We start from the raw sequence: 19,039 nt of genomic DNA on the forward strand, positions 1-19,039 counted from the left end.
TCCGCTTTGCTTTCTTGAACTTTGTTGCAGGGAGAAAACAGAAATGAAGAGTCGTGCCGCCGTTGCTTTCGAAGCCGGCAAGCCACTGGAAATCGTTGAGATCGATGTCGAGCCGCCCCGGGCTGGGGAAGTTCTGGTCAAGATCACCGCGACTGGTGTCTGTCATACCGATGCCTTCACGCTGAGCGGCGATGATCCGGAAGGCATTTTTCCCGCCGTGCTCGGTCATGAAGGCGGCGGCATCGTCGTTGAAGTCGGCGAAGGTGTAACCAGCGTCAAGCCCGGTGACCACGTCATCCCGCTGTACACGGCCGAATGCCGCAAGTGCAAATTCTGCCTGTCCGGCAAAACCAATCTCTGCCAGGCCGTGCGCGCCACTCAAGGCAAGGGCCTGATGCCGGACGGCACCACGCGTTTCTCCTACCAAGGCAAGCCGATCTATCACTACATGGGCTGCAGTACTTTCAGCGAGTACACGGTAGTCCCCGAGATTTCGCTGGCGGTCGTGAACCAAGACGCGCCGCTCGAGAAAGTCTGCCTGCTGGGCTGCGGCGTCACCACCGGCATCGGTGCCGTGCACAACACCGCCAAGGTAAAGGCGGGCGACAGCGTGGCGGTATTTGGTTTGGGCGGTATCGGTCTGGCGGTGATCCAGGGTGCGGTGCAAGCCAAGGCCGGCCGCATCGTCGCGGTCGATACCAATCCGGGCAAGTTCGCGTTGGCCCGGCAGATGGGCGCCACCGACTGTATCAATCCGAAGGACTACGACAAGCCGATACAGGATGTGATCGTCGAACTCACTGAAGGCGGTGTGGATTTCAGTTTCGAGTGCATCGGTAATGTCGAGGTGATGCGCGCGGCGTTGGAGTGCTGCCACAAGGGTTGGGGCGAGAGTGTCATCATCGGCGTGGCGGGCGCGGGCCAGGAAATCCGCACGCGTCCATTCCAGCTGGTTACCGGTCGTGTCTGGCGCGGTTCGGCATTCGGCGGCGTCAAGGGCCGCACGCAGCTACCGGGCATGGTGGAGCAGGCGATGAAAGGCGAGATCGATCTCGATCCCTTCATTACCCACAATCTGCCGCTGGAACAGATCAACGAGGCTTTCGACCTGATGCATGAAGGCAAATCGATCCGGACGGTGATTCATTACTAAGCGTTCGGTTTTCCTTCTCCCACTGGGGTGAAGACAGGCGGCTTACGAGCCATTGGCTCGTGCATGTCTGAACGCACTGCGCGCTGCGCAGGGCCGGGGAGGATAAAAGATGATGAAACAGAGAACCGTCTCCTTGCTCATACTTCCCAGCAAGCGGACATTACATTCCCTCATCCGTCGCTGCGCGCCACCTTCTCCCGACGGAGAAGGGAAAACAGGACCAACTTATGACACTCGAACGCATCGAACACCGCGCCTGTTTCGGCGGTTGGCAGGACGTCTACCGGCACGCATCGAAAACGCTCGGCTGCAGCATGAACTTCGCCGTCTACCTGCCGCCACAGGCAGCATCGCGCAAGCTTCCCGTGCTGTATTGGCTCTCGGGCCTGACGTGTACCGAACAGAACTTCATCACCAAGGCGGGCGCGCAGCGTTATGCGGCCGAGCACGGCGTCATCCTGGTGGTGCCGGATACCAGCCCGCGCGGCGACGATGTCGCCGATGCGGAAGGCTACGACCTGGGCAAAGGCGCCGGCTTCTATCTCAATGCCACGCAATCGCCATGGTCCGGCCATTACCGCATGTACGACTACGTGGTATCCGAACTGCCGGCGCTGATCGAAGCACATTTTCCGGTGACTGAGGCGCGTGCGATCAGTGGCCATTCAATGGGCGGACATGGGGCGCTGGTCGCTGCACTGAAGAATCCCGGACGCTATCGCAGTGTTTCGGCCTTCTCGCCCATCGTCTCGCCTTCACAGGTGCCTTGGGGAGAGAAAGCATTCGCGGCCTATCTCGGTGACGATCGTTCCGCCTGGAAAGCTTGGGATGCCGTCGCGTTGATTGCGCAAGCCAAAGAGCGACTGCCGCTGATGATCGACCAAGGTGATGCCGACGAGTTCCTGGCGAGTCAGTTAAAACCGGAATTGCTGCGCGAAGCTTGCGAAAGATCCGGTCATCCGCTGCAACTGCGAATGCAGCCCGGCTACGACCACAGCTACTACTTCATCAGCAGTTTCATTGGCGAGCATATTGCTTATCATGCGGCGGCGTTGGCCCGCCCTCAATAGTAGGAGCGACGTAGTCGCGACAAGCGCAAGCAGAAGCTCTGGACACGGATCAACGCGGATAAAAACGAATAAAGCATTTGAATGTTTCCATCCGTTTTGATCTGCCTTGATCTTTGATCTGCCTTGATCCGTGTCTGAAATGCCTTTCGCGACTCACGTCGCTCCTGCAGCAGCCTCAGGAACCAGCACAAAGTCGGTATACGCAAAACGCCCATCGCGCAGCACGGTCTCGCCTTCGCGCAGGCTCAATGGCTCGGAGAACATCGGTCCTGCATAGACGCAGGTATGGAACTCGCCGTTCTCCCCGCAAGGATCCACGTGCGGTGGCAAGTCGCGCAGCAGTGCTTCATCGAACTCGCGGCCGGCGAAGCGGCCATCCAGCTGCTGCGTATCGACGCAGCAAACGCGCGCACGTAGTCCGCCCGCGATCATTTCTCTCGCCAATGCGGCAGTGTCCCGACCAAACAGAGGCGTGACGACCTGCCAGCCGATGCGAGCGCATTGGCTCTCGCGATAGGTGCGGATGTCTTCCAGGAACAGATCGCCGAACGCGGCCGTGCGTAGCGTGGGCCAACGCGATCTTGCGTCATCCAGGACGCGTGTCATTGCGGTTTCGTAGTCGGCGTTGCTGCAGGGGCTGGGAATGGCTGCCTCTATCAGCGCCAATCCGACAGCCACAGCCTGCGCATGCAGCACTTCGCGGCGAATGCCCTGCATCGCGACCCGGTCGCCCGCGAACGTCGTCAGTAAACCCACGACTTCCACATCACGGCGCTGGCGCAACGTGTGCAGCGTCCAAGCAGCATCTTTGCCGCCGCTCCAGGCCAGCAGCACGGGGGTGGATGCGGAAATCAAGCGGCGGAAACGTCCAGCAGTTCCCAGCTGCCGCCGGCCAGCAGCCGCAATCGGTGCTTCAGTACCAGTCCGGGAATGGAAGTAGTGGCCACCAGCACAATGCGCAGATCGTCCTGTTGGCCGCTGACGTTGGCGCTTGGGTCGACAATGCCAAGCCCAGGGTCCACTTCATCCGGATCATCCTGCGCATTGCGCCAGCGCTCGAACAAGGAGTTGCTGCGTAGGGCGCCTTGCAACTGCGTCGCGAATTCTTCGGCGCCATGGGCGCTGAAACTGAAGGCGGCATCGCTGCCGCGAGCACGGCCCGGATTGGGCAGGCTGATGTAGTAGCGGACAGGCATGGCACCCTCGTCGCAGTAAGGCGACTAGATTAGCGAGGGCGCGCTAAAGCCTTGTTAACGTTTTTGGGACGGCCTGTCCCATGCGTCTACGGGCGTCGCGCCGCCGTCATGCGGCCTTGAAGGTGTGCGGGTCGGACGCGAAACCCACCACTACCGCACCCTTGCCCACGTTGACCATGCCGGTCAGGCTCATCACGCTTTCGTACACTTCCACGTTGTTGTTGGTGCAGATATCACGCAAGCGCTGGTAACCCGGCAGGGCGCGCAGTTCCGACAACTCGCCGCCGTAACTCAGGCAGACGGTGGGCGTCATCAATCCACTCATGACGCGATTGCCGCTGAACTTGAACAGCTGCTCCACCGCGTTCTCGAAACCTTTGATCTTGGCGACTGGCTCGGTGTTGCCATTGAACCCGTGCAGTACCGGTTTGATATCCAGCGCGCTGCCCAATGCCGCGCTCAGCAGGCCTACGCTGCGATCGCCCTTGGTACGGGCGCGGGCGCGCAGGTAATACAGGTCGCGCGGGATCATGTAGCCGTGAGTGTGGGTGGCAAGTTCTTCCAGCCGGACCCGGATTTGCTGCACCGTCGCGCCCGCCGCGCGCATGCGTACGGCTTCCACCGCAGTAATGCCCTGAGCCGCGAACAGGTTCTGGGTATCGATCACACGCAGCGCGAAGGGAGAGTTGTGGCCTGCCGCCTGCCGCACCGGCTTGTAGTCGTTGAGGATGGCGAAGCTGGCCTGCATGGCGTTGTCGTAGATCGGGCTGCGCGTCTTGGTGATCGTCATGCAAAAGACGTGGTCGTAGTCGATCACCAATCGTCCCAGGAACAGGTCGCGAATCTGGTTGACCGTGTACGGAGTGGTTTCGGCTTCGTGCCCGCGTTCGGCCACATGTGCGTGCAGAAAGCCCAGCGTGGCCTCTTCGTCACGGTGGTCGGCCAAGACGGCTTCGCCGATGCGGACCGTAATTGGCAGCACGATGATGTTGTTCTGTTGCAGAAACTCCTGCGGCAGATCGCACGCAGAGTCGACGACTATCCCTATGCGCATCTCAGCCCCTCCCGGCATTCGTCGCATTCACTCGGCGAAACGTATCCCATTGGTGGGCAATACGTCCCGTAGGATGCACGGGACTGTGCGCTCAGTCACCCTTTATCTGAACTGGCGCACATCGGATGTGGGTCCCAGGTCGAATTGCTGTTGTGCACAAAATCATTAAAAGTATGTGACGCAAGTCACAAAAATGACCTGTCCAGGCTTGTCGCAGCATCGCTACCCACAGAAACTCCGCAAGGGGCAAGGAGCGACATGAAACTGGGGTGGGGGTCGATTCTGTTGTGGCTGGGGATGCTGCAACCCGCGTTGGCGTGGGAAGGCGCCGCCGTGCGCGTCGACCGGATACAACCCCTCACAGCCGCGCAGCCCGCCAGTCAGAACGCCGGTTTGTTTTCCGAGCGCCGGTTCGACGCTTCCGAGAAGCGTTTGCTCAACACGGGTGTATCAAAAGAACCCACCGTAATTGGCAACGGCGAATGGCGGATAGAACCGACGCAATCGCTGCCGGAACCACTCCTGCTGATCCATCACCCCTATAGCGCGCGCATCACGGTGCTGACGGCGCCGGGCGGCCGACCCGTCACGCGAAGTCTGTTCGATGCCGACCTCGACCCGCAGTACTCGCGGCATGCGTTGGTGTTTCCGCTGCCTGGCGATGGGCCTGTCTATGTGAAGGTGGAAGGTGCGCGCTATCCCTTGCATATCACGGTGCAATCGCGTGCGGCGCACGCCGCCGATGACCTGATCCACATCCGCATACTGATGTGCGCTGTCGGCATGGTGGTAGGCGTATCGCTGGCGGTGTTGTTGTTCTGGGCCATGCTGCGCGACCGCGTCTATCTGCTGTATGCGGCCAGCATGCTGCTGCAATTGCTGTTTGTGCTGTGCTCCTATGGCGAAGCCTATGCGGTACCGGTATTGCGCTGGTTGGCAATACTTGGCGCGCCGGGCATTTGGACCATCGCCACGCTGTCCAGCATGTCGGTGGTGGCCTTGTGGCTGGACTACGCGGGACTGCGCAGGCAGGTGCCGCGGCTGGCGGTGGCGATGCGCAGCCTGGGGCTGTATCTGCCCGGCGTACTGCTGTTGCTGCTGGCGTTGCCCTGGCCGCGTAACCAGGAATGGTTTCCAGACGTGGCAAACGGCGTTTTCCTGTTGACCAATGTGGTGGCACTCGCAGCCTTGGGGGTAGCGTGGCGGCGCGGCAGTCGCCACGCGGCTTACGCGATGATCGCCTGGATACCGCTGCTGGTAATCACTACCTGGCGCGCATTGCAATTGAGTCGGGGTGCGCAGGTCATCGACTGGGTGCAATACGGCCTGCCGCTGGTGCTGGCGTTTACCGCGGTCGTGCTGGCGTTGGGTCTGGCGGACCGCATGCTGACCTTCCGCCGCGAACGCGACAGCGCCAAGGAGCACGCCGAGCGTGACGCGCTGACGGGTGTGTTGAACCGCGGCGGCATCGAATATCGCCTGGACTGGGCGGTGCTGGAAAAGCGCCGCGAGGGCATCGCGCTGTCGCTGCTGTTCATCGACCTGGATTTCTTCAAGAAGATCAATGACCGCCATGGTCACGCGCTGGGCGATGCCTGCCTGCGTGCGGTGGCACGCGCGGTCAGCGAGGAATTCCAGTACGGCGACCAGTTGGGCCGGCTTGGTGGCGAGGAATTCGTGCTGGTGCTCGCCGGTGCGGACGCGGAAGCCGCGAGGCAGATCGCTGAGCGTGTGCGGATCAAGATCGAGCGCTCATGCGCGGTGGTGGAACACATACCGGTGGGTGTCACCGCCAGTATCGGCGTAGCGGAATGCCTGCCGGAGGACAGTGTCGCCAGTCTGATCGCCCGAGCGGATCAGGCCATGTATGCAGCCAAGCGGGCGGGCGGAAATCAGGTGGCCACACAGGGCCTTCTGCATGATGTACCCAGCTATGCGGCGGAAGCGCCCGAAGGCGCTTCCGGCTAGCCGGATTTTGTACTGCATGCGGTCGGCTACGCGGGGCCGACCTACGTTCTGCAACCTTCCTGTAGGAGCGCCGTCCCGGCGCGAGCTTTTTCGCTGGCGTTGAGGGAAGAGCTCGCGGCGGGACGCCGCTCCTACAAAAACGGACTACCGCGTATAAGCCCGCGGAAGCGCGCCGGATTCGCGCATGTAGCGGTCACGCAATTCGGTCTGGCGCGAGCGCATCGGGATGGCGCGGCCGCTTAGCCACAGTTGCTGGGCGGTGTTCGCCACATCCAGTGGATCGCCGGACCACAGCACCAGATCGGCGAGCTTGCCCGGCGCGATGGTTCCCAGGCGGTCGCCCACGCCAAACGCCTGCGCCGGGACCCGTGTCAGGCCTGCCAAACCGTCTTCCCAAGGCAGGCCATTGGCGACCGCCACACCGGCGTACTGCCGGATCTTGCGCGCGTTGTGCGAGGCGTCGCTGGATTGGGCGAATCCGACCGCCACACCCGCCGCGCGCAAGCGTGCCGCATTCTCCAGGGTGGCGCCGATCTGATCGAAGTCGGCCGGCAGGTCCGCCAGCGAATCCACGAACACCGGTACGTCCGCTTGTGCGATCTGCGGCGCCAGCTGCCAGGCTTCCGCGCCACCCGCGATGGCGATGCGCAGCTTTTCGCGCTGCGCCCAACGCAACAGCTGGCGAATGTCGGCAGCGCGGTTCACTTCGACCACCACACGGCCCTGGCCGGCGAGATAACGCGCCAGCACCGCACGTCCGGTGGGTGTCAACAGCGCATGCGGCGAATCCGCGGGCACCCGCCCACGCGCTTCGGCTACCAGTTGATCCAGCAACATCCATTGCGCGGCACGCGAATTGCCGCTCAGCCCAATGGCGCTACTGCCCAGGCGGATGAAGAGGGCACGTGGACCGATGGGATCGGCACTGCCATCCAGCCGCACCACGCCGCCTTGGCCTGCTATGAAAGAACCGCCGGTGGTCGCGCCCAGCAGCGTGAAGCCCAAACCTTCCACCCGCGCCACCGGCACCAGCACCGAATCCGGGTTGTATGCCAGGGTCACGTCGAACTCCGGCCGCATCGGCTGGTCGGTCAGTGTCAGCGCGCCATCATTGGTGGCCGATTCGCCCGAGATTTCCTCGATGCCGATTTCGGTGATGCCACCGAACAAAGCCGGCGTCAGCGGCTTGCCGGCAGCGTCGATGGTTTCGACACCCGCCGGCGCGACCAGGCCGCTACCGACCGACTGGATAACACCGTTGCGCACCAACACGTCGGCGTTCTTCAGCGTGCCTTGGGCACCCGCGGTATGCACGGTGGCGTTGCGGATCAGGACGTTCTGGGCGGAGGCGCTGCTGGCCACCATGCACACCACCAACGCCACCGCTTTTGCCGTCATCCCGGCGGACGCCGGGACCCAGCGCCTTGTTCGCGATAGGTGATTACATGTGGAGTTCTGAGCGAGAGTCGCTGGGTCCCGGCCTGCGCCGGGATGATGAGCACTTGGATGATGAGCAAAATGAGTGCCGGTAAGAATGCGGATGAACTTCATGGCGCCACCTCCTGGCCCAGCATGAAGTCGGATTTGGGTTGCCGCGAAGGATCATTGCGGTCGTAGATGCGCGCGCCGTCGATATAGACCTGCTCCGCCTTGGCGTAGACGCTGAAAGGATCCTGGTTCCACACCACTACGTCGGCCATCTTGCCGGCCTCCAGCGTGCCGGTGCGCTCCGCGATGCCCAGCGATTTGGCGGCGTTGGCGGTCAACCAGCGGATGGCGCGCTCCGGTGGAATGTCCATGCCGGCGCGCCGAGCGCTGGCGATGACTTTCGCCGCTTCCTGGTTCAAGCGCTGGATGCCTTCGCTGGAATCGGAATGCACGATGGCGCAGCTGTTGGCGGGCCGATCGACCAACGCGATGTTCTCCTGGATGCCGTCGAAGGCTTCCATCTTGAAGCCCCACCAGTCGGCCCACAGCGCGCCGCAGACGCCTTCGGCAGCCAGGCGGTCGGCCAGCTTGTAGGCCTCCACGCCGTGGTGGAACGCGGACACCTTGAAGCCGAACTCCTTCGCCAGATCGAGCATCGTCGCCATTTCATCGGCGCGGTAGCAGTGGATGTGCACCAGGATTTCGCCATTGATGGCGCCGGCCAGCGTATCCAGCTTCAGGTCGCGCTTGCCGCCGGTGTCGCCTTCGCTGTCCTCGCTGCCATTGCCGGAGGCGCGCTCCCACCAGCGCTTGCGCTTCTGCTTCTCGGGTTTGGCTGCGTTTTTCTTCAGGTATTCGCTGGCATCGATAAAGGCCGCGCGATAACCGGCCACATTGCCCATGCGCGTGGATGGGCCGCTCTTCTGGCCGTAGACGCGCTTGGGGTTTTCGCCACAGGCCATCTTCACGCCCCACGGCGCGCCGGGAAACTTCATCGACTGATAAGTATTGCCGGGCACGTTCTTCAGCGTCACACCGCGGCCGCCGACCAGATTGGCCGAGCCCGGCAGGATCTGCAGGGAGGTCACGCCACCGGCCAACGCGGTGTGGAAGCCCGGGTCCTGCGCCCAGATGGAATGCTCCGCCCAGACATTCGCGGTCACCGGTGCGGTGGCCTCGTTGCCGTCGCCGTGCGCACGCACGCCAGGGCTGGGATAGACGCCCAGGTGCGAGTGCACGTCGATGATGCCGGGCGTCACCCATTTGCCGTGGGCGTCGACGCGGGTGGCATCGGCAGGTGCATTCAGGCCGCGACCGACCGCCGTGACTTTGCCGTTTTCCAGCAGTACGTCGGCATCGTCCAGCCGCTCGCCGGTACCGGTCAGCACGGTGGCGTGCTCGATCAGCACCGGCCCGGAGGCGATGGCGCGATACGTACTGGGATAGGGATCTTGAGTGAAACGGGAGGTGGGAGTTGCCGCCGACACAGCGGCCGCCGCGCAAAGTAGAGCCAGACCAAAGCCGGCCATCGGAATGGATCGCATGGAGTTTCCCCAGGAAGGTCGGTGAAACCTAACCGGCGACGGCGCCGATGCCAAGTGCATGGAGTAAGGCTCATGCCACAATGGCGAAAAAAACAACAAAAGGACAAGAGCAATGAAAGACAAGAACGACATCGTCGAAAATTGGCTGCCGCGCTATACCGGCGTGCCGCTGGATCAGTTCGGCGAGCACATCCTGCTGACCAATTTCGGCGGCTATCTCAATACCTTCTCCGCGCTGACGGGCGCGCCCATCGTCGGCCTGGACCGGCCGATGGCCAGCGCCACCTTCGACGGCATCACCATGATCAATTTCGGCATGGGCAGTCCCAACGCTGCGACCATGATGGATCTGCTGTCGGCCATCATGCCCAAGGCGGTGCTGTTCCTGGGCAAATGCGGCGGACTGAAGCGTAAGAACGAATTGGGCGACCTGGTGCTACCGATCGCGGCGATCCGCGGCGAGGGTACTTCCAGCGATTATCTGTTGCCGGAAGTCCCGGCGCTGCCGGCGTTCGCGTTGCAGCGCGCCGTTTCCACCATGATCCGCGACCTGGGCCACGACTATTGGACCGGCACGGTCTACACCACCAACCGGCGCGTGTGGGAACACGACGACACCTTCAAGGAATACCTGCGCAAGCTGCGCTGCATGGCCATTGACATGGAAACCGCCACCATCTTCACCGCCGGTTTCGCCAACCACATTCCCTGCGGCGCATTGCTGCTGGTGTCCGACCAGCCGATGATCCCGGAAGGCATCAAGACCGAAGCCTCAGACGCCAAGGTCAGCAGCCAGTTCGTCGAAAACCACATCACCATCGGCATCGAGGCATTGAAGCTGATTCGCCGCAATGGAAAATCGGTGCGGCATTTGCGGTTCGATGAGTGATGGGTCGCGCGAGGTTCCGTTAGCTTGAGAAGTCGGCTTTACGAACGTTCGAATGAGTTCCTTGTGGTAGCGACGTAAGTCGCGACGTTGACGTTTCCGGTCGCGACTTACGTCGCTACCACAAAGATGCGGTATCGCCATGAGAGTCAACATCGGATCTCGGTTCTGCATGAAGCTAAGCCAACTCAAGCTTGGCGGGCGGTTCAGAAGCGATCTCACTGCCAGCCGGACGACTCGCACCAGCAACGACGTTTTCCGGACACGATTTGCACTATCCTCCCTGTCTCTCCAGGCCTGGAAGTTCGATGGCAAACCCAATCTACGCCGGCAGCTACCGGTCCGGCACAATCCAATGCCTGTAAACCGATCACCGGTGACGCGCATGGAAAAACCCGCAACGGTGGTGCAGTTTTGGCAGGAAGCCGGCATGGAACGCTGGTTCGCCAACGACAGCGCGTTCGACGTGCGGTTCCGCGACCGCTTCCTGGAAGCGCATTTCGCAGCCGCACGCCGCGACTGTGAAACATGGATGGAATCCGCGGAAGGCGCGTTGGCACTGATGGTGCTGTTGGATCAGTTTCCCCGCAATTGTTTCCGCGGCAGCGCGCATTCGTACGCCACCGACGGATTGGCGCGGTATTACGCACGCCGTGCGTTGGAAGCTGGATTCGACCATCAGGTCGATCCGACGCTACGCATCTTCTTCTACATGCCGTTCGAGCATTCCGAGTCGCTGGAGGACCAGCAGCGCTCGCTGGAACTATTCGGCGCGCTGGACGACGGCGAATACATGCGCTACGCCCAACTGCATTACGACCTCATCGCACGCTTCGGCCGCTTCCCGCACCGCAACTCAGCCCTGGGTCGCGAGTCGACGCAGGAAGAGATCGATTATCTGGCGAGTGGCGGGTTTAGCGGGTAGAGCTTTTCCCTTCTCCCTCCGGGGTGAAGGCATGCGGCTTACGAGCCACCGGCTCGTGCGTGCCTGAACGCCCTGCGCGCTGCGCAGGGCCGGGGTGCGAGGCGAGGTGGCGCGTAGCACCGGATGAGGGCAGAAGAATTCCGTCCTCGGATACTCATCCGTCGATCTGAAAGCGCATGCCCTCATCCGCCCCTTCGGGGCACCTTCTCCCAAGGGGAGAAGGGAGATACAAATCAATACTTCGCCAAACCCGCATCCACTTCATCAGCCCAGGCGTTAGTCCCGCCCGCGATGTTGTAGACATCAGTAAAGCCACGGGCCAGAAACTCTTCCGCCGCTTGCTGGCTGCGCGCACCGCTACGGCACAAAAAAGCAATCGCGGTGTCTTTTGGCAAGGCTTCCAGCTCAGCGCGGCCGTTGCCATCGAACGTCTTGAACGGCAGGGAGACCGCCGCGATCGCGCGTTCGTCGGCCGGGCGTACATCGACCAGCAACACTTCGCCAGCGCGGATTTTGGCGTCGGCTTCCTGGGGCGATAGCGTCTGCACCGGCTTGGGCGCATTCGGGTTGTCGATGGCCAAGCCTTTGCCGCGGATATCGTCCACCCAATCGATGGTGATGCCATCAGCGCGGCGTGCACTGGCCAGATCGAACTGGATGCGGATGCCGTTGGATTCGGCGGCGATCGCATTGGCGTCGTACTGCGCGAGCTGGAAATTCGGCTGGTACTGCGCATTGATGGATAGCGCCAGGGCGGCGCCTTCGCCCGCGTCTTCCACCGCGTTGCGCAGCATGTCGACGGCGGCCGGCGTAACGGTGATCTTGGGCGGCGTGCGGTCGGGTGCTTCCAGGCCCAGCAACGTGGCCAGTTCGCCGGAGTTGGACATCTGTTCAATGATGTCGCTGCCGCCGACGAGCTCGCCGTCGATGTACAGCTGGGGAATGGTCGGCCATTCGCCGTAGACCTTGATGCCTTCGCGGATGTCCTGGTCGGCCAGCACGTTGACGTGAGCGTAATCCACGCCCAGCGCGCCGAGCGCACCGACCGCCTTGGCCGAGAAGCCGCATTGCGGCATGTTGGGCTGGCCCTTCATGAACAGCACCACGCGGTTGGACTGCAGAAGGGATTCGATGCGGGAACGCAGAGCAGGGTCGAGAGACATGAATGGGTACCGGAAAACGGAAAGAGGATTTTACGCCGCATGGCATCATGGGGCATGACTAAAGCAGCAACATTGCATCGCGAACCGCGCCATCCCGGTTGGATATTGGGCCTGTTGGCCCTGTCGCAAGTGGCCGTGGCAGCGGTGTGGTGGCGTTGGGGCTGGCAATGGGGGCTGCCGGCAATGGCAGCGACCCATCTGGTGGTGCTCTGGGGCACCCTGCACCCGCGCGCCACGCTGTTCTGCCCGGCGCTGTCGCGCTTTCCCGCCGACGGGCGCCAAGTCTGGCTGACCATCGACGATGGCCCTTCCGACGACACCCGGGCGATGCTGGAACTGCTGGACCAGCATGGCGCGAAGGCGATCTTTTTCCTGGTGGGTGAGCGTGCATTGGCCCAGCCGGAGCTGGTGAAGGAAATCGCCGGGCGGGGGCACGGCATCGGCAATCACAGCGCCAGCCACCCGGATGCCCACTTCTGGCGGCTGGGCCCGTGGCGTCTGGAGCATGAGATTGGCCGAAACCAGTCGATCCTGACCGCCATTACCGGCGAGACACCGCGCTGGTTCCGGTCCGTGGTGGGCATGACCAACCCGTTCGTCGGCCTGTCGCTCAAGCGTCACGGCTTGGCACGAATGGCGTGGAGCGCGCGTGGTTTCGACGGCGTGGATTGCCAGCCGGCGCAGGTATTGGCGCGCATCCAGCGCGACATCTCCCCTGGTGCCATCGTGCTGTTGCACGAAGGCGCGGCGCACGGCCACAACGTGGCGATCCTGGCGGAACTGCTGCAATGGCTGGAAGCGCAGGGATATCGCAGTGTGCTGCCGGGGCAGACCGGCGGTGGAGCCCAAGCCGTGGATGTCTACGCAGCGGCGTGACGGATCCATGTGGAGGATCCCGCTTGTCGTAGAGCGGAGCTGCGCTCTACGAGGCGTGGAGGAATTTCTTGTGAGAGCGACGTAAGTCGCGACCGGAAACATCAACGTCGCGACTTACGTCGCTCCCACAAGGAATTCAGCCGTCCTTCGATCAGGCCGCAAGCAACCGGTGCGCAACCGGAAACGCCAACTTCGTCCACTCGGCGTACATCGAGGCGGAAGGGTGCAAACCATCTTCGGCCAGCATCTTTACATCGCTACCGCGTTCACGGCTGACGGCGGTGATATCCACGAAGGCGACGCCACGCGCCGAACAGGCCTCGCGAGCGGCGAGATTGCAGGCATCCAATTCGCGCGCGATCTGATCGCGGTCGCGGCCTTGCTGCTGCGCAAACGCAGTGACGCCCCAATCGGGAATGGACAATACCAACACGCGCCCGGGACGGTTGCCGGCGAAGCCGATCGCGCGCCACAACAACGCCGCGAACTGCACGCGGTATTCCTCGACGGGACGGCCGCGATACTGGTTGTTCACACCGATCAGCAGACTGACGAAGTCGTATTCACCCACCGGTTCTTGCGCAGTGATGGCGGCATCCAACTCGTCCGTGGTCCAGCCCGTGGTGGCGATGATGTGCGGATCGGCGACCGGAATGCCTTCGGCACGCAATGCATGGGCCAACTGCATCGGCCAGCGGCCGGCTTCTTCGATGCCTTCGCCTATGGTGTAGGAATCGCCGAGTGCCAGATAGCGCAGCTCGGGGACAAGGGCCGTCGTGTGGGTGGTAGTCATGATTTCATTTTGCTCCGGAATGCTGGAGAGCAAAAGCTGCAGTTCTACCTGCTCGCTGGCTGTCGTAGAGCGGAGCTGCGCCCCGCGACAATTCCAAGTCAACAACAATGAGGCCGTCGCAACGGCCAGCGATAATGAATAACCGGCGGCGCTCCTGGTAGAGCCGAGCTTGCTCGGCTGCTTTCCGTTCCGGAGCAAGAGCAGCGGAGCAAGCTCCGCTCTACGACAAGCAACTTAGCGGTTATTCGCTAATCACCGGCCGTTGCGACGGTCTCATTGCTATTGACTCTGTCCTATCGCGAGGCGCGGCCGCGACTTCGCCTTGATCGGGACAACCTTCGTCACCGCCTCGGCACGGCGCGTGAGAGCACGATCAATGCGGGCGAATACTTCGCGCATCGTGGCGGCTTCCGGCAGCAGCGTGACGCGGAAATGGTGGCGGTACGGCACGTTGAAGCTGGAGCCTGGCACCACCAGCACGCCTTCGGTTTCCATCAGGTCCAACGCGAAGTTGTGGTCGTCGAAAGCACGCGCGGCGTCGCCGATCACGGCGGGGAACGCATAGAGCGCGCCGGCCGGTGCCACCAGATCCAGATGCTCGCTGGCATCGCAGGCATCGATCACCGCGCGGCGGGTTTCATACAGACGGCCGCCCGGGGTGCATAGCGCCGAAATAGTATCCGGACCGTTGAGCGCCGCCTCGATGGCGTACTGGCCTGGCACGTTGGCGCACAAGCGCAATGCACTCAGCAGATCCATCGCGTGCAGGAAATCGCGCACCACTTCGCCATCGCCGGACAGCACCGACCAGCCGACGCGCCAGCCGCAGGCGCGGTGCACCTTGCTCAGGCCGCTGAAGGTGATGCAGGGCACTTCACCGGCCAGCGGCGCGACGGGCTCGAACTTGGCGCCGTCGTACAGCACCTGGTCGTAGATCTCGTCGACCATCAGCAGCAGCTTGTGCTTGGCGGCGATGGCGACGATCCGCTCCAGCAACTCGCGCGGATACGCGGCGCCGGTCGGATTGTTGGGGTTGATCAGCACGATGGCGCGAGTGCGCGAAGACACCAGCGCTTCGATTTCGCTCGGATCGGGCAGGAAGTCGTTTTCCGGATCGCAGCGGTAATAGACCGGGCGGCCGTCGTTAAGGATGGTCGCCGCCGACCACAGCGGATAGTCCGGCGATGGCACCAGTACTTCGTCGCCGGGATTCAGCAACGCGCGCAGCGACAGATCGATCAGTTCGCTGACGCCATTGCCGATGAACACGCGGTCGGCGCTGGCGTGCGGCGTACCGCGACGCGCATAGGCCGCCGCAACGGCTTCGCGCGCTGCCGGCAGGCCCTGCTGATGGGTGTAGGGATCGGTGTGGTCGATATCGCCGATGATCGCCTTCTGCAGGTGTGCCGGCGCACGGAACCCGAATGCACCCGGGTTGCCGATGTTCAATTTGATCAGCTTGCGGCCCTGCGCCTCCAACTCCCGGGCTCGCCGCGCCAATTCGCCACGGATTTCGTAACGGACTTCGGATAGGCGTTCGCGGGTCTTCAAAGTAGGCATGGCGGGGCGGAAGGGGCAATAACGAGTTGCCAGCTTAGCGGAAAACCGGTGTCCGGACGGCGCGGAGTTCAGGGGCCGTCTAGAATCACCCCATGACGCCAGAACTCCAGGATTTCGCCCCGCTCCGTTCCATCGGCTGGCCCTACGCCAGCACCCCCGAGGACGAGGCTTGGAAAAAGGCCTTCGCGGCCCACCCCCAGGCGGTTCCGGCGCGGGTGGTGGAACAGCACCGGTCCGGCTATGTGGTCGCCAACGCCCCCGGCGCCGCACTCAAGGCCGAATCCCTGCCGGAATGGCAGCGCCCACGGTTCCCGGCGCATGAGCGGCCGGCGGTGGGCGACTGGGTACTGCTGGAAGGCAAGCGCATCGTCGCGCTGCTGCCGCGGCATACCGCGATCAAGCGCGGCGCCGCTGGCGAGCACTATCACCAGCAGGTCATCGCCGCCAACATCGATACGGTGTTCATCGTTTGCGGACTGGACGCGGACTTCAATCCGCGCCGGATTGAACGCTACCTGCTGCTGGTGGGCGGCGGCGGTGCCCAGCCCGTGGTGGTGCTGACCAAGGCCGACAAGACCGAATACGGCCCCGATGCGATCGCCACGCTGGAAGAACTCGCGATCCAAGGCATTCCGATGCACGCAGTGAACGCCAAGGACCCTGCCAGCGTGGCGGTACTTGAGCCTTGGCTGGGTCCCGGCCGCACCGCGGTGCTGGTGGGCTCGTCGGGTGCCGGCAAGTCCACCTTGACCAACACCCTTCTGGGCAACGAGAGGATGAAGACCAGCGAAGTGCGCGAGAGCGATTCACGCGGCCGCCACACCACCACCTACCGCGCACTGATTCCGCTGCCATCAGGTGCGTGCCTGATCGACACGCCGGGCATGCGCGAACTGAAGCCGACGGGCGAGGAAGACCTGGGCGAAGGCGGATTTTCAGACATCGAAGCGCTCGCCGAACAATGCAAATTCCGCGACTGTTCGCACCAGCGCGAGCCGGGTTGTGCAGTGCGCGCCGCTATCGAACGCGGTGAGCTGGATGAAGAGCGTTTCCACAACTATCTGAAACTCCGCGACGAAGTCGCCGCAGCAGCCGACAAATTGGCAGCGCGCCTGGCGCAGAAGTCCGATGCGCGCGTGCAAGGAAAAGCATTGAACAAGCGATTGGACGACAAGTACGGCAAGCGCTAGAAGAAAACTCCCTTCCCTTGTTACAGGGGAAGGTGCCGAAGGCGGATGGAGTGCTCTTTGCGAGATACATGCACAAGCCAACCGCTTGCTGCACCTTAAAGCAAGATCAAAAGCACCCCTCCTCAGTCCTCCCCTGCGCTTTGCGCAAGGGAGGAGGTGAAGCAAAGGCTCCGCGATGACTGAAATGAATCCCGACATCGCCCATCACGCCGCGCTCGATGCGCGCATGGTCAAGGCGGTGCGCGGCATCAAACTGCTGAGCCTGGCGAGTTGGCCGGCCACGGTGCAGGCGCCATTCCTGGAAGGATTCGCGCGCGGTCAACCGCAACTGCCGCAGATCGAATACCCACGCCTGGACTTCGGCGACGCGCGGCGGGAACTGGCGAAAGTGGCGTTGGCGGCCGACCCCTCGCACCCATTGGGCACGTATCTGCGCGAGTCAGCGCAAAGCTGGGATATCGCCGCGCAGCTGCTGGAGTCGCTGGGCACAGTGGAGGTAACCGTTCATTCGGCGGCGCTGTTCGGTCAACCGGACGAAGCATTGCCGGGCCATGGTCCGACCACGCGCGAAGCAGCACAACACTTTATCGCCATCGCCAATGGCATGGATCACGCATTGCTGGCACCGGAGGAACAGATTCCCGTCTCGGCCACCGCACTGCAATTGCAGTTGCAGAGCGACCTGGACGATTTCTTCGATAGCCGCGTGATCACCGTGGAGTTGGATCCTCAACTGATCGCCAAGGCAGCCGCCGGGGCCAACCGTATCCGGCTACGCCATGGTGCGGCATTCAGCGACTACGACCGGCGGCAACTGCTGCAGCACGAAGCGCTGGTGCATTCGCTGACCGCATTGAACGGGCGAGAACAACTTCACCTGCCCAGCCTTGCGCTGTCATCGCCGCGCGTCACCGCCACGCAGGAAGGCCTGGCTACGTTCGCCGAACAGATCACCGGCAGCATCGACATCGAGCGGATGAAGCGCATCAGCTTGCGTATCGATGCCGTGGCGATGGCGCTGAACGGCGCGAACTTCATCGAGGTATTTCGCTACTTCATCGCCGCTGGCCAGAATCCGGAAGAAAGCTTCTCTTCCGCGCAACGCGTGTTCCGCGGTGTGCCGACCGACGGTGGCGCGGCTTTCACCAAGGACACGGTGTACCTGCGCGGACTGATAGGCGTGCACACCTTTTTTCGCCACGCACTGCAACAGGACCGGCTGCGGCTATGTCGAAGGCTGTTCGCCGGCAAGATGACCTTGAGCGATGTGCAAGCCTTCGACCCGCTGTTCGACAGCGGCGTGCTGGCGCCGCCGCGTTGGCTGCCGCCATGGGTCAGCCGCGCGAATGGCCTGGCGGGAATGCTGGCGTTTTCCTTGTTCGCCAACAAAATCCGGATGGATCAGCTGGATACGCCGTCGATCTGAGAGGCGCGGCAAGAATTATTCTTTGTGGGAGTGGTGCCGGCATGCCGGCACTGGTGAGTCGCGATGAGGCTCTGCCGGTAACGCTTCATCGCGACTGACGGCGTTCCTACAAGGTCATGGTCGTTCGTCTTTGTAGGAGCGGCGTCCCGCCGCGAGCTTTTCCTATCAGACCGCGACCGAAGCGAAGAGCTCGCGCCGAGACGGCACTCCTACAAGGTCATGGTCGTTCGCCTTTGTAGGAGCGGCGTCCCGCCGCGAGCTTTTCCCATCAGATCACGACAGAAGCGAAGGGCTCGCGCCGAGACGGCGCTCCTACAAGGTCATGGTCATTCGCCTTTGTAGGAGCGGCGTCCCGCCGCGAGCTTTTCCTGTCAGATCACGACAGAAGCGAAGAGCTTGCGCCGAGACGGCACTCCTACAGGGTCATGGTCGTTCGCCTTTGTAGGAGCGGCGTCCCGCCGCGAGCTTTTCCTATCAGACCGCGATGGAAGAGAAGAGCTCGCGCCGAGACGGCGCTCCTACAAGGTCATGGTCGTTCGCCTTTGTAGGAGCGGCGTCCCGCCGCGAGCTTTTCCCATCAGATCACGACAGAAGCGAAGAGCTCGCGCCGAGACGGCACTCCTACAAGGTCATGGTCGTTCGCCTTCGTAGGAGCGGCGTCCCGCCACGAGCTTTTCCTGTCAGACCGCGATGGAAGAGAAGAGCTCGCGCCGAGACGGCGCTCCTACAGGGTCATGGTCGTTCGCCTTTGTAGGAGCGGCGTCCCGCCGCGAGCTTTTCCCATCAGATCACGACAGAAGCGAAGAG

The 19,039-nt window shown here is 62.7% G+C and carries 16 protein-coding genes; 8 read left to right on the forward strand and 8 right to left on the reverse strand.

Going from position 1 to position 19,039, the window contains the following annotated elements; translation table 11 throughout:
* The first annotated feature begins 43 nt into the window (after positions 1–43).
* Together AADW18_RS11655 and fghA are read left to right on the forward strand one after the other, a co-directional pair.
* On the forward strand, positions 44–1,153 hold the full coding sequence (locus tag AADW18_RS11655) for an S-(hydroxymethyl)glutathione dehydrogenase/class III alcohol dehydrogenase (RefSeq protein WP_337343554.1): 1,110 nt from the start codon (positions 44–46) through the stop codon (positions 1,151–1,153).
* 227 nt (positions 1,154–1,380) lie between these two features.
* Positions 1,381–2,223, forward strand: coding sequence for an S-formylglutathione hydrolase (gene fghA, locus AADW18_RS11660; RefSeq protein WP_337343555.1), 843 nt, complete (start codon positions 1,381–1,383; stop codon positions 2,221–2,223).
* Between the two features lie 153 nt (positions 2,224–2,376).
* Here fghA and AADW18_RS11665 read toward each other — a convergent pair whose 3' ends face one another.
* The 3 genes from AADW18_RS11665 to AADW18_RS11675 all read right to left on the reverse strand — a co-directional run bounded on the left by AADW18_RS11665 (position 2,377) and on the right by AADW18_RS11675 (position 4,473).
* A complete protein-coding gene (locus AADW18_RS11665; RefSeq protein WP_337343556.1) occupies positions 2,377–3,078 on the reverse strand; it encodes an ATP-binding protein in 702 nt (233 codons plus the stop codon).
* Positions 3,075–3,419: a hypothetical protein gene (locus tag AADW18_RS11670; protein WP_337343557.1), complete on the reverse strand. Its 345-nt coding sequence runs from the start codon at positions 3,417–3,419 to the stop codon at positions 3,075–3,077. Before AADW18_RS11670 ends, AADW18_RS11665 begins: the two co-directional genes overlap by 4 nt.
* Positions 3,420–3,525: 106 nt before the next feature.
* Positions 3,526–4,473 carry a DegV family protein gene (locus tag AADW18_RS11675; RefSeq protein WP_337343558.1) on the reverse strand — a complete coding sequence of 316 codons (948 nt, stop codon included), beginning with the start codon at positions 4,471–4,473 and terminating at the stop codon, positions 3,526–3,528.
* Positions 4,474–4,731: 258 nt separating this feature from the next.
* On the opposite strand from AADW18_RS11675, the gene AADW18_RS11680 reads away from it, so the two are divergent.
* Positions 4,732–6,441 carry a diguanylate cyclase gene (locus AADW18_RS11680; RefSeq protein WP_337343559.1) on the forward strand — a complete coding sequence of 570 codons (1,710 nt, stop codon included), beginning with the start codon at positions 4,732–4,734 and terminating at the stop codon, positions 6,439–6,441.
* A 144-nt stretch (positions 6,442–6,585) separates the two neighbouring features.
* Here AADW18_RS11680 and AADW18_RS11685 read toward each other — a convergent pair whose 3' ends face one another.
* Positions 6,586–7,839, reverse strand: coding sequence for an amidohydrolase family protein (locus AADW18_RS11685; RefSeq protein WP_337343560.1), 1,254 nt, complete (start codon positions 7,837–7,839; stop codon positions 6,586–6,588).
* 149 nt (positions 7,840–7,988) lie between these two features.
* Entirely contained in the window at positions 7,989–9,413 is a 1,425-nt protein-coding gene (locus AADW18_RS11690) for an amidohydrolase (protein WP_337343561.1), read from the reverse strand.
* Between the two features lie 112 nt (positions 9,414–9,525).
* Here AADW18_RS11690 and AADW18_RS11695 point away from each other — a divergent pair, with 112 nt between their 5' ends.
* Together AADW18_RS11695 and AADW18_RS11700 are read left to right on the forward strand one after the other, a co-directional pair.
* Entirely contained in the window at positions 9,526–10,302 is a 777-nt protein-coding gene (locus AADW18_RS11695) for an AMP nucleosidase (protein WP_337343562.1), read from the forward strand.
* A 382-nt stretch (positions 10,303–10,684) separates the two neighbouring features.
* Positions 10,685–11,224, forward strand: coding sequence for a DUF924 family protein (locus AADW18_RS11700; RefSeq protein WP_337343563.1), 540 nt, complete (start codon positions 10,685–10,687; stop codon positions 11,222–11,224).
* Positions 11,225–11,457: 233 nt separating this feature from the next.
* On the opposite strand, the gene grxD is transcribed toward AADW18_RS11700, so the two are convergent.
* Positions 11,458–12,387, reverse strand: coding sequence for a Grx4 family monothiol glutaredoxin (gene grxD, locus AADW18_RS11705; RefSeq protein ID WP_337343564.1), 930 nt, complete (start codon positions 12,385–12,387; stop codon positions 11,458–11,460).
* A 39-nt stretch (positions 12,388–12,426) separates the two neighbouring features.
* Here grxD and AADW18_RS11710 point away from each other — a divergent pair, with 39 nt between their 5' ends.
* A complete protein-coding gene (locus tag AADW18_RS11710; RefSeq protein WP_337343565.1) occupies positions 12,427–13,263 on the forward strand; it encodes a polysaccharide deacetylase family protein in 837 nt (278 codons plus the stop codon).
* Between the two features lie 151 nt (positions 13,264–13,414).
* Here the strand turns inward: AADW18_RS11710 and AADW18_RS11715 are convergent, their stop codons facing one another.
* Both AADW18_RS11715 and AADW18_RS11720 read right to left on the reverse strand, forming a co-directional pair.
* Positions 13,415–14,056, reverse strand: a complete 642-nt coding sequence (locus AADW18_RS11715) for an SGNH/GDSL hydrolase family protein (RefSeq protein ID WP_337343566.1) — start codon at positions 14,054–14,056, stop codon at positions 13,415–13,417.
* Between the two features lie 279 nt (positions 14,057–14,335).
* Positions 14,336–15,616: an aminotransferase class I/II-fold pyridoxal phosphate-dependent enzyme gene (locus AADW18_RS11720; RefSeq protein WP_337343567.1), complete on the reverse strand. Its 1,281-nt coding sequence runs from the start codon at positions 15,614–15,616 to the stop codon at positions 14,336–14,338.
* A 92-nt stretch (positions 15,617–15,708) separates the two neighbouring features.
* Here AADW18_RS11720 and rsgA point away from each other — a divergent pair, with 92 nt between their 5' ends.
* Both rsgA and AADW18_RS11730 read left to right on the forward strand, forming a co-directional pair.
* Positions 15,709–16,806, forward strand: a complete 1,098-nt coding sequence (gene rsgA / locus AADW18_RS11725; protein ID WP_337343568.1) for a ribosome small subunit-dependent GTPase A — start codon at positions 15,709–15,711, stop codon at positions 16,804–16,806.
* Between the two features lie 175 nt (positions 16,807–16,981).
* Entirely contained in the window at positions 16,982–18,232 is a 1,251-nt protein-coding gene (locus tag AADW18_RS11730; protein ID WP_337343569.1) for a flavohemoglobin expression-modulating QEGLA motif protein, read from the forward strand.
* Positions 18,233–19,039 lie beyond the last annotated feature (807 nt).

This window comes from Pseudoxanthomonas sp. CCNWLY206-1, assembly GCF_039710385.1.
Taxonomy (GTDB): domain Bacteria; phylum Pseudomonadota; class Gammaproteobacteria; order Xanthomonadales; family Xanthomonadaceae; genus Pseudoxanthomonas_A.

Excerpts from the sequence above, each read along its gene's own strand:
- AADW18_RS11700 (WP_337343563.1), top strand. The coding sequence starts at position 10,685 with ATGGAAAAACCCGCAACGGTGGTGCAGTTTTGGCAGGAAGCCGGCATG.
- AADW18_RS11655 (WP_337343554.1), top strand. The coding sequence starts at position 44 with ATGAAGAGTCGTGCCGCCGTTGCTTTCGAAGCCGGCAAGCCACTGGAA.
- rsgA (WP_337343568.1), top strand. The coding sequence starts at position 15,709 with ATGACGCCAGAACTCCAGGATTTCGCCCCGCTCCGTTCCATCGGCTGG.
- AADW18_RS11685 (WP_337343560.1), bottom strand. The coding sequence starts at position 7,839 with ATGACGGCAAAAGCGGTGGCGTTGGTGGTGTGCATGGTGGCCAGCAGC.
- AADW18_RS11680 (WP_337343559.1), top strand. The coding sequence starts at position 4,732 with ATGAAACTGGGGTGGGGGTCGATTCTGTTGTGGCTGGGGATGCTGCAA.
- grxD (WP_337343564.1), bottom strand. The coding sequence starts at position 12,387 with ATGTCTCTCGACCCTGCTCTGCGTTCCCGCATCGAATCCCTTCTGCAG.
- AADW18_RS11695 (WP_337343562.1), top strand. The coding sequence starts at position 9,526 with ATGAAAGACAAGAACGACATCGTCGAAAATTGGCTGCCGCGCTATACC.
- AADW18_RS11670 (WP_337343557.1), bottom strand. The coding sequence starts at position 3,419 with ATGCCTGTCCGCTACTACATCAGCCTGCCCAATCCGGGCCGTGCTCGC.
- AADW18_RS11675 (WP_337343558.1), bottom strand. The coding sequence starts at position 4,473 with ATGCGCATAGGGATAGTCGTCGACTCTGCGTGCGATCTGCCGCAGGAG.
- AADW18_RS11730 (WP_337343569.1), top strand. The coding sequence starts at position 16,982 with ATGACTGAAATGAATCCCGACATCGCCCATCACGCCGCGCTCGATGCG.
- fghA (WP_337343555.1), top strand. The coding sequence starts at position 1,381 with ATGACACTCGAACGCATCGAACACCGCGCCTGTTTCGGCGGTTGGCAG.
- AADW18_RS11715 (WP_337343566.1), bottom strand. The coding sequence starts at position 14,056 with ATGACTACCACCCACACGACGGCCCTTGTCCCCGAGCTGCGCTATCTG.
- AADW18_RS11690 (WP_337343561.1), bottom strand. The coding sequence starts at position 9,413 with ATGCGATCCATTCCGATGGCCGGCTTTGGTCTGGCTCTACTTTGCGCG.
- AADW18_RS11720 (WP_337343567.1), bottom strand. The coding sequence starts at position 15,616 with ATGCCTACTTTGAAGACCCGCGAACGCCTATCCGAAGTCCGTTACGAA.
- AADW18_RS11710 (WP_337343565.1), top strand. The coding sequence starts at position 12,427 with ATGGCATCATGGGGCATGACTAAAGCAGCAACATTGCATCGCGAACCG.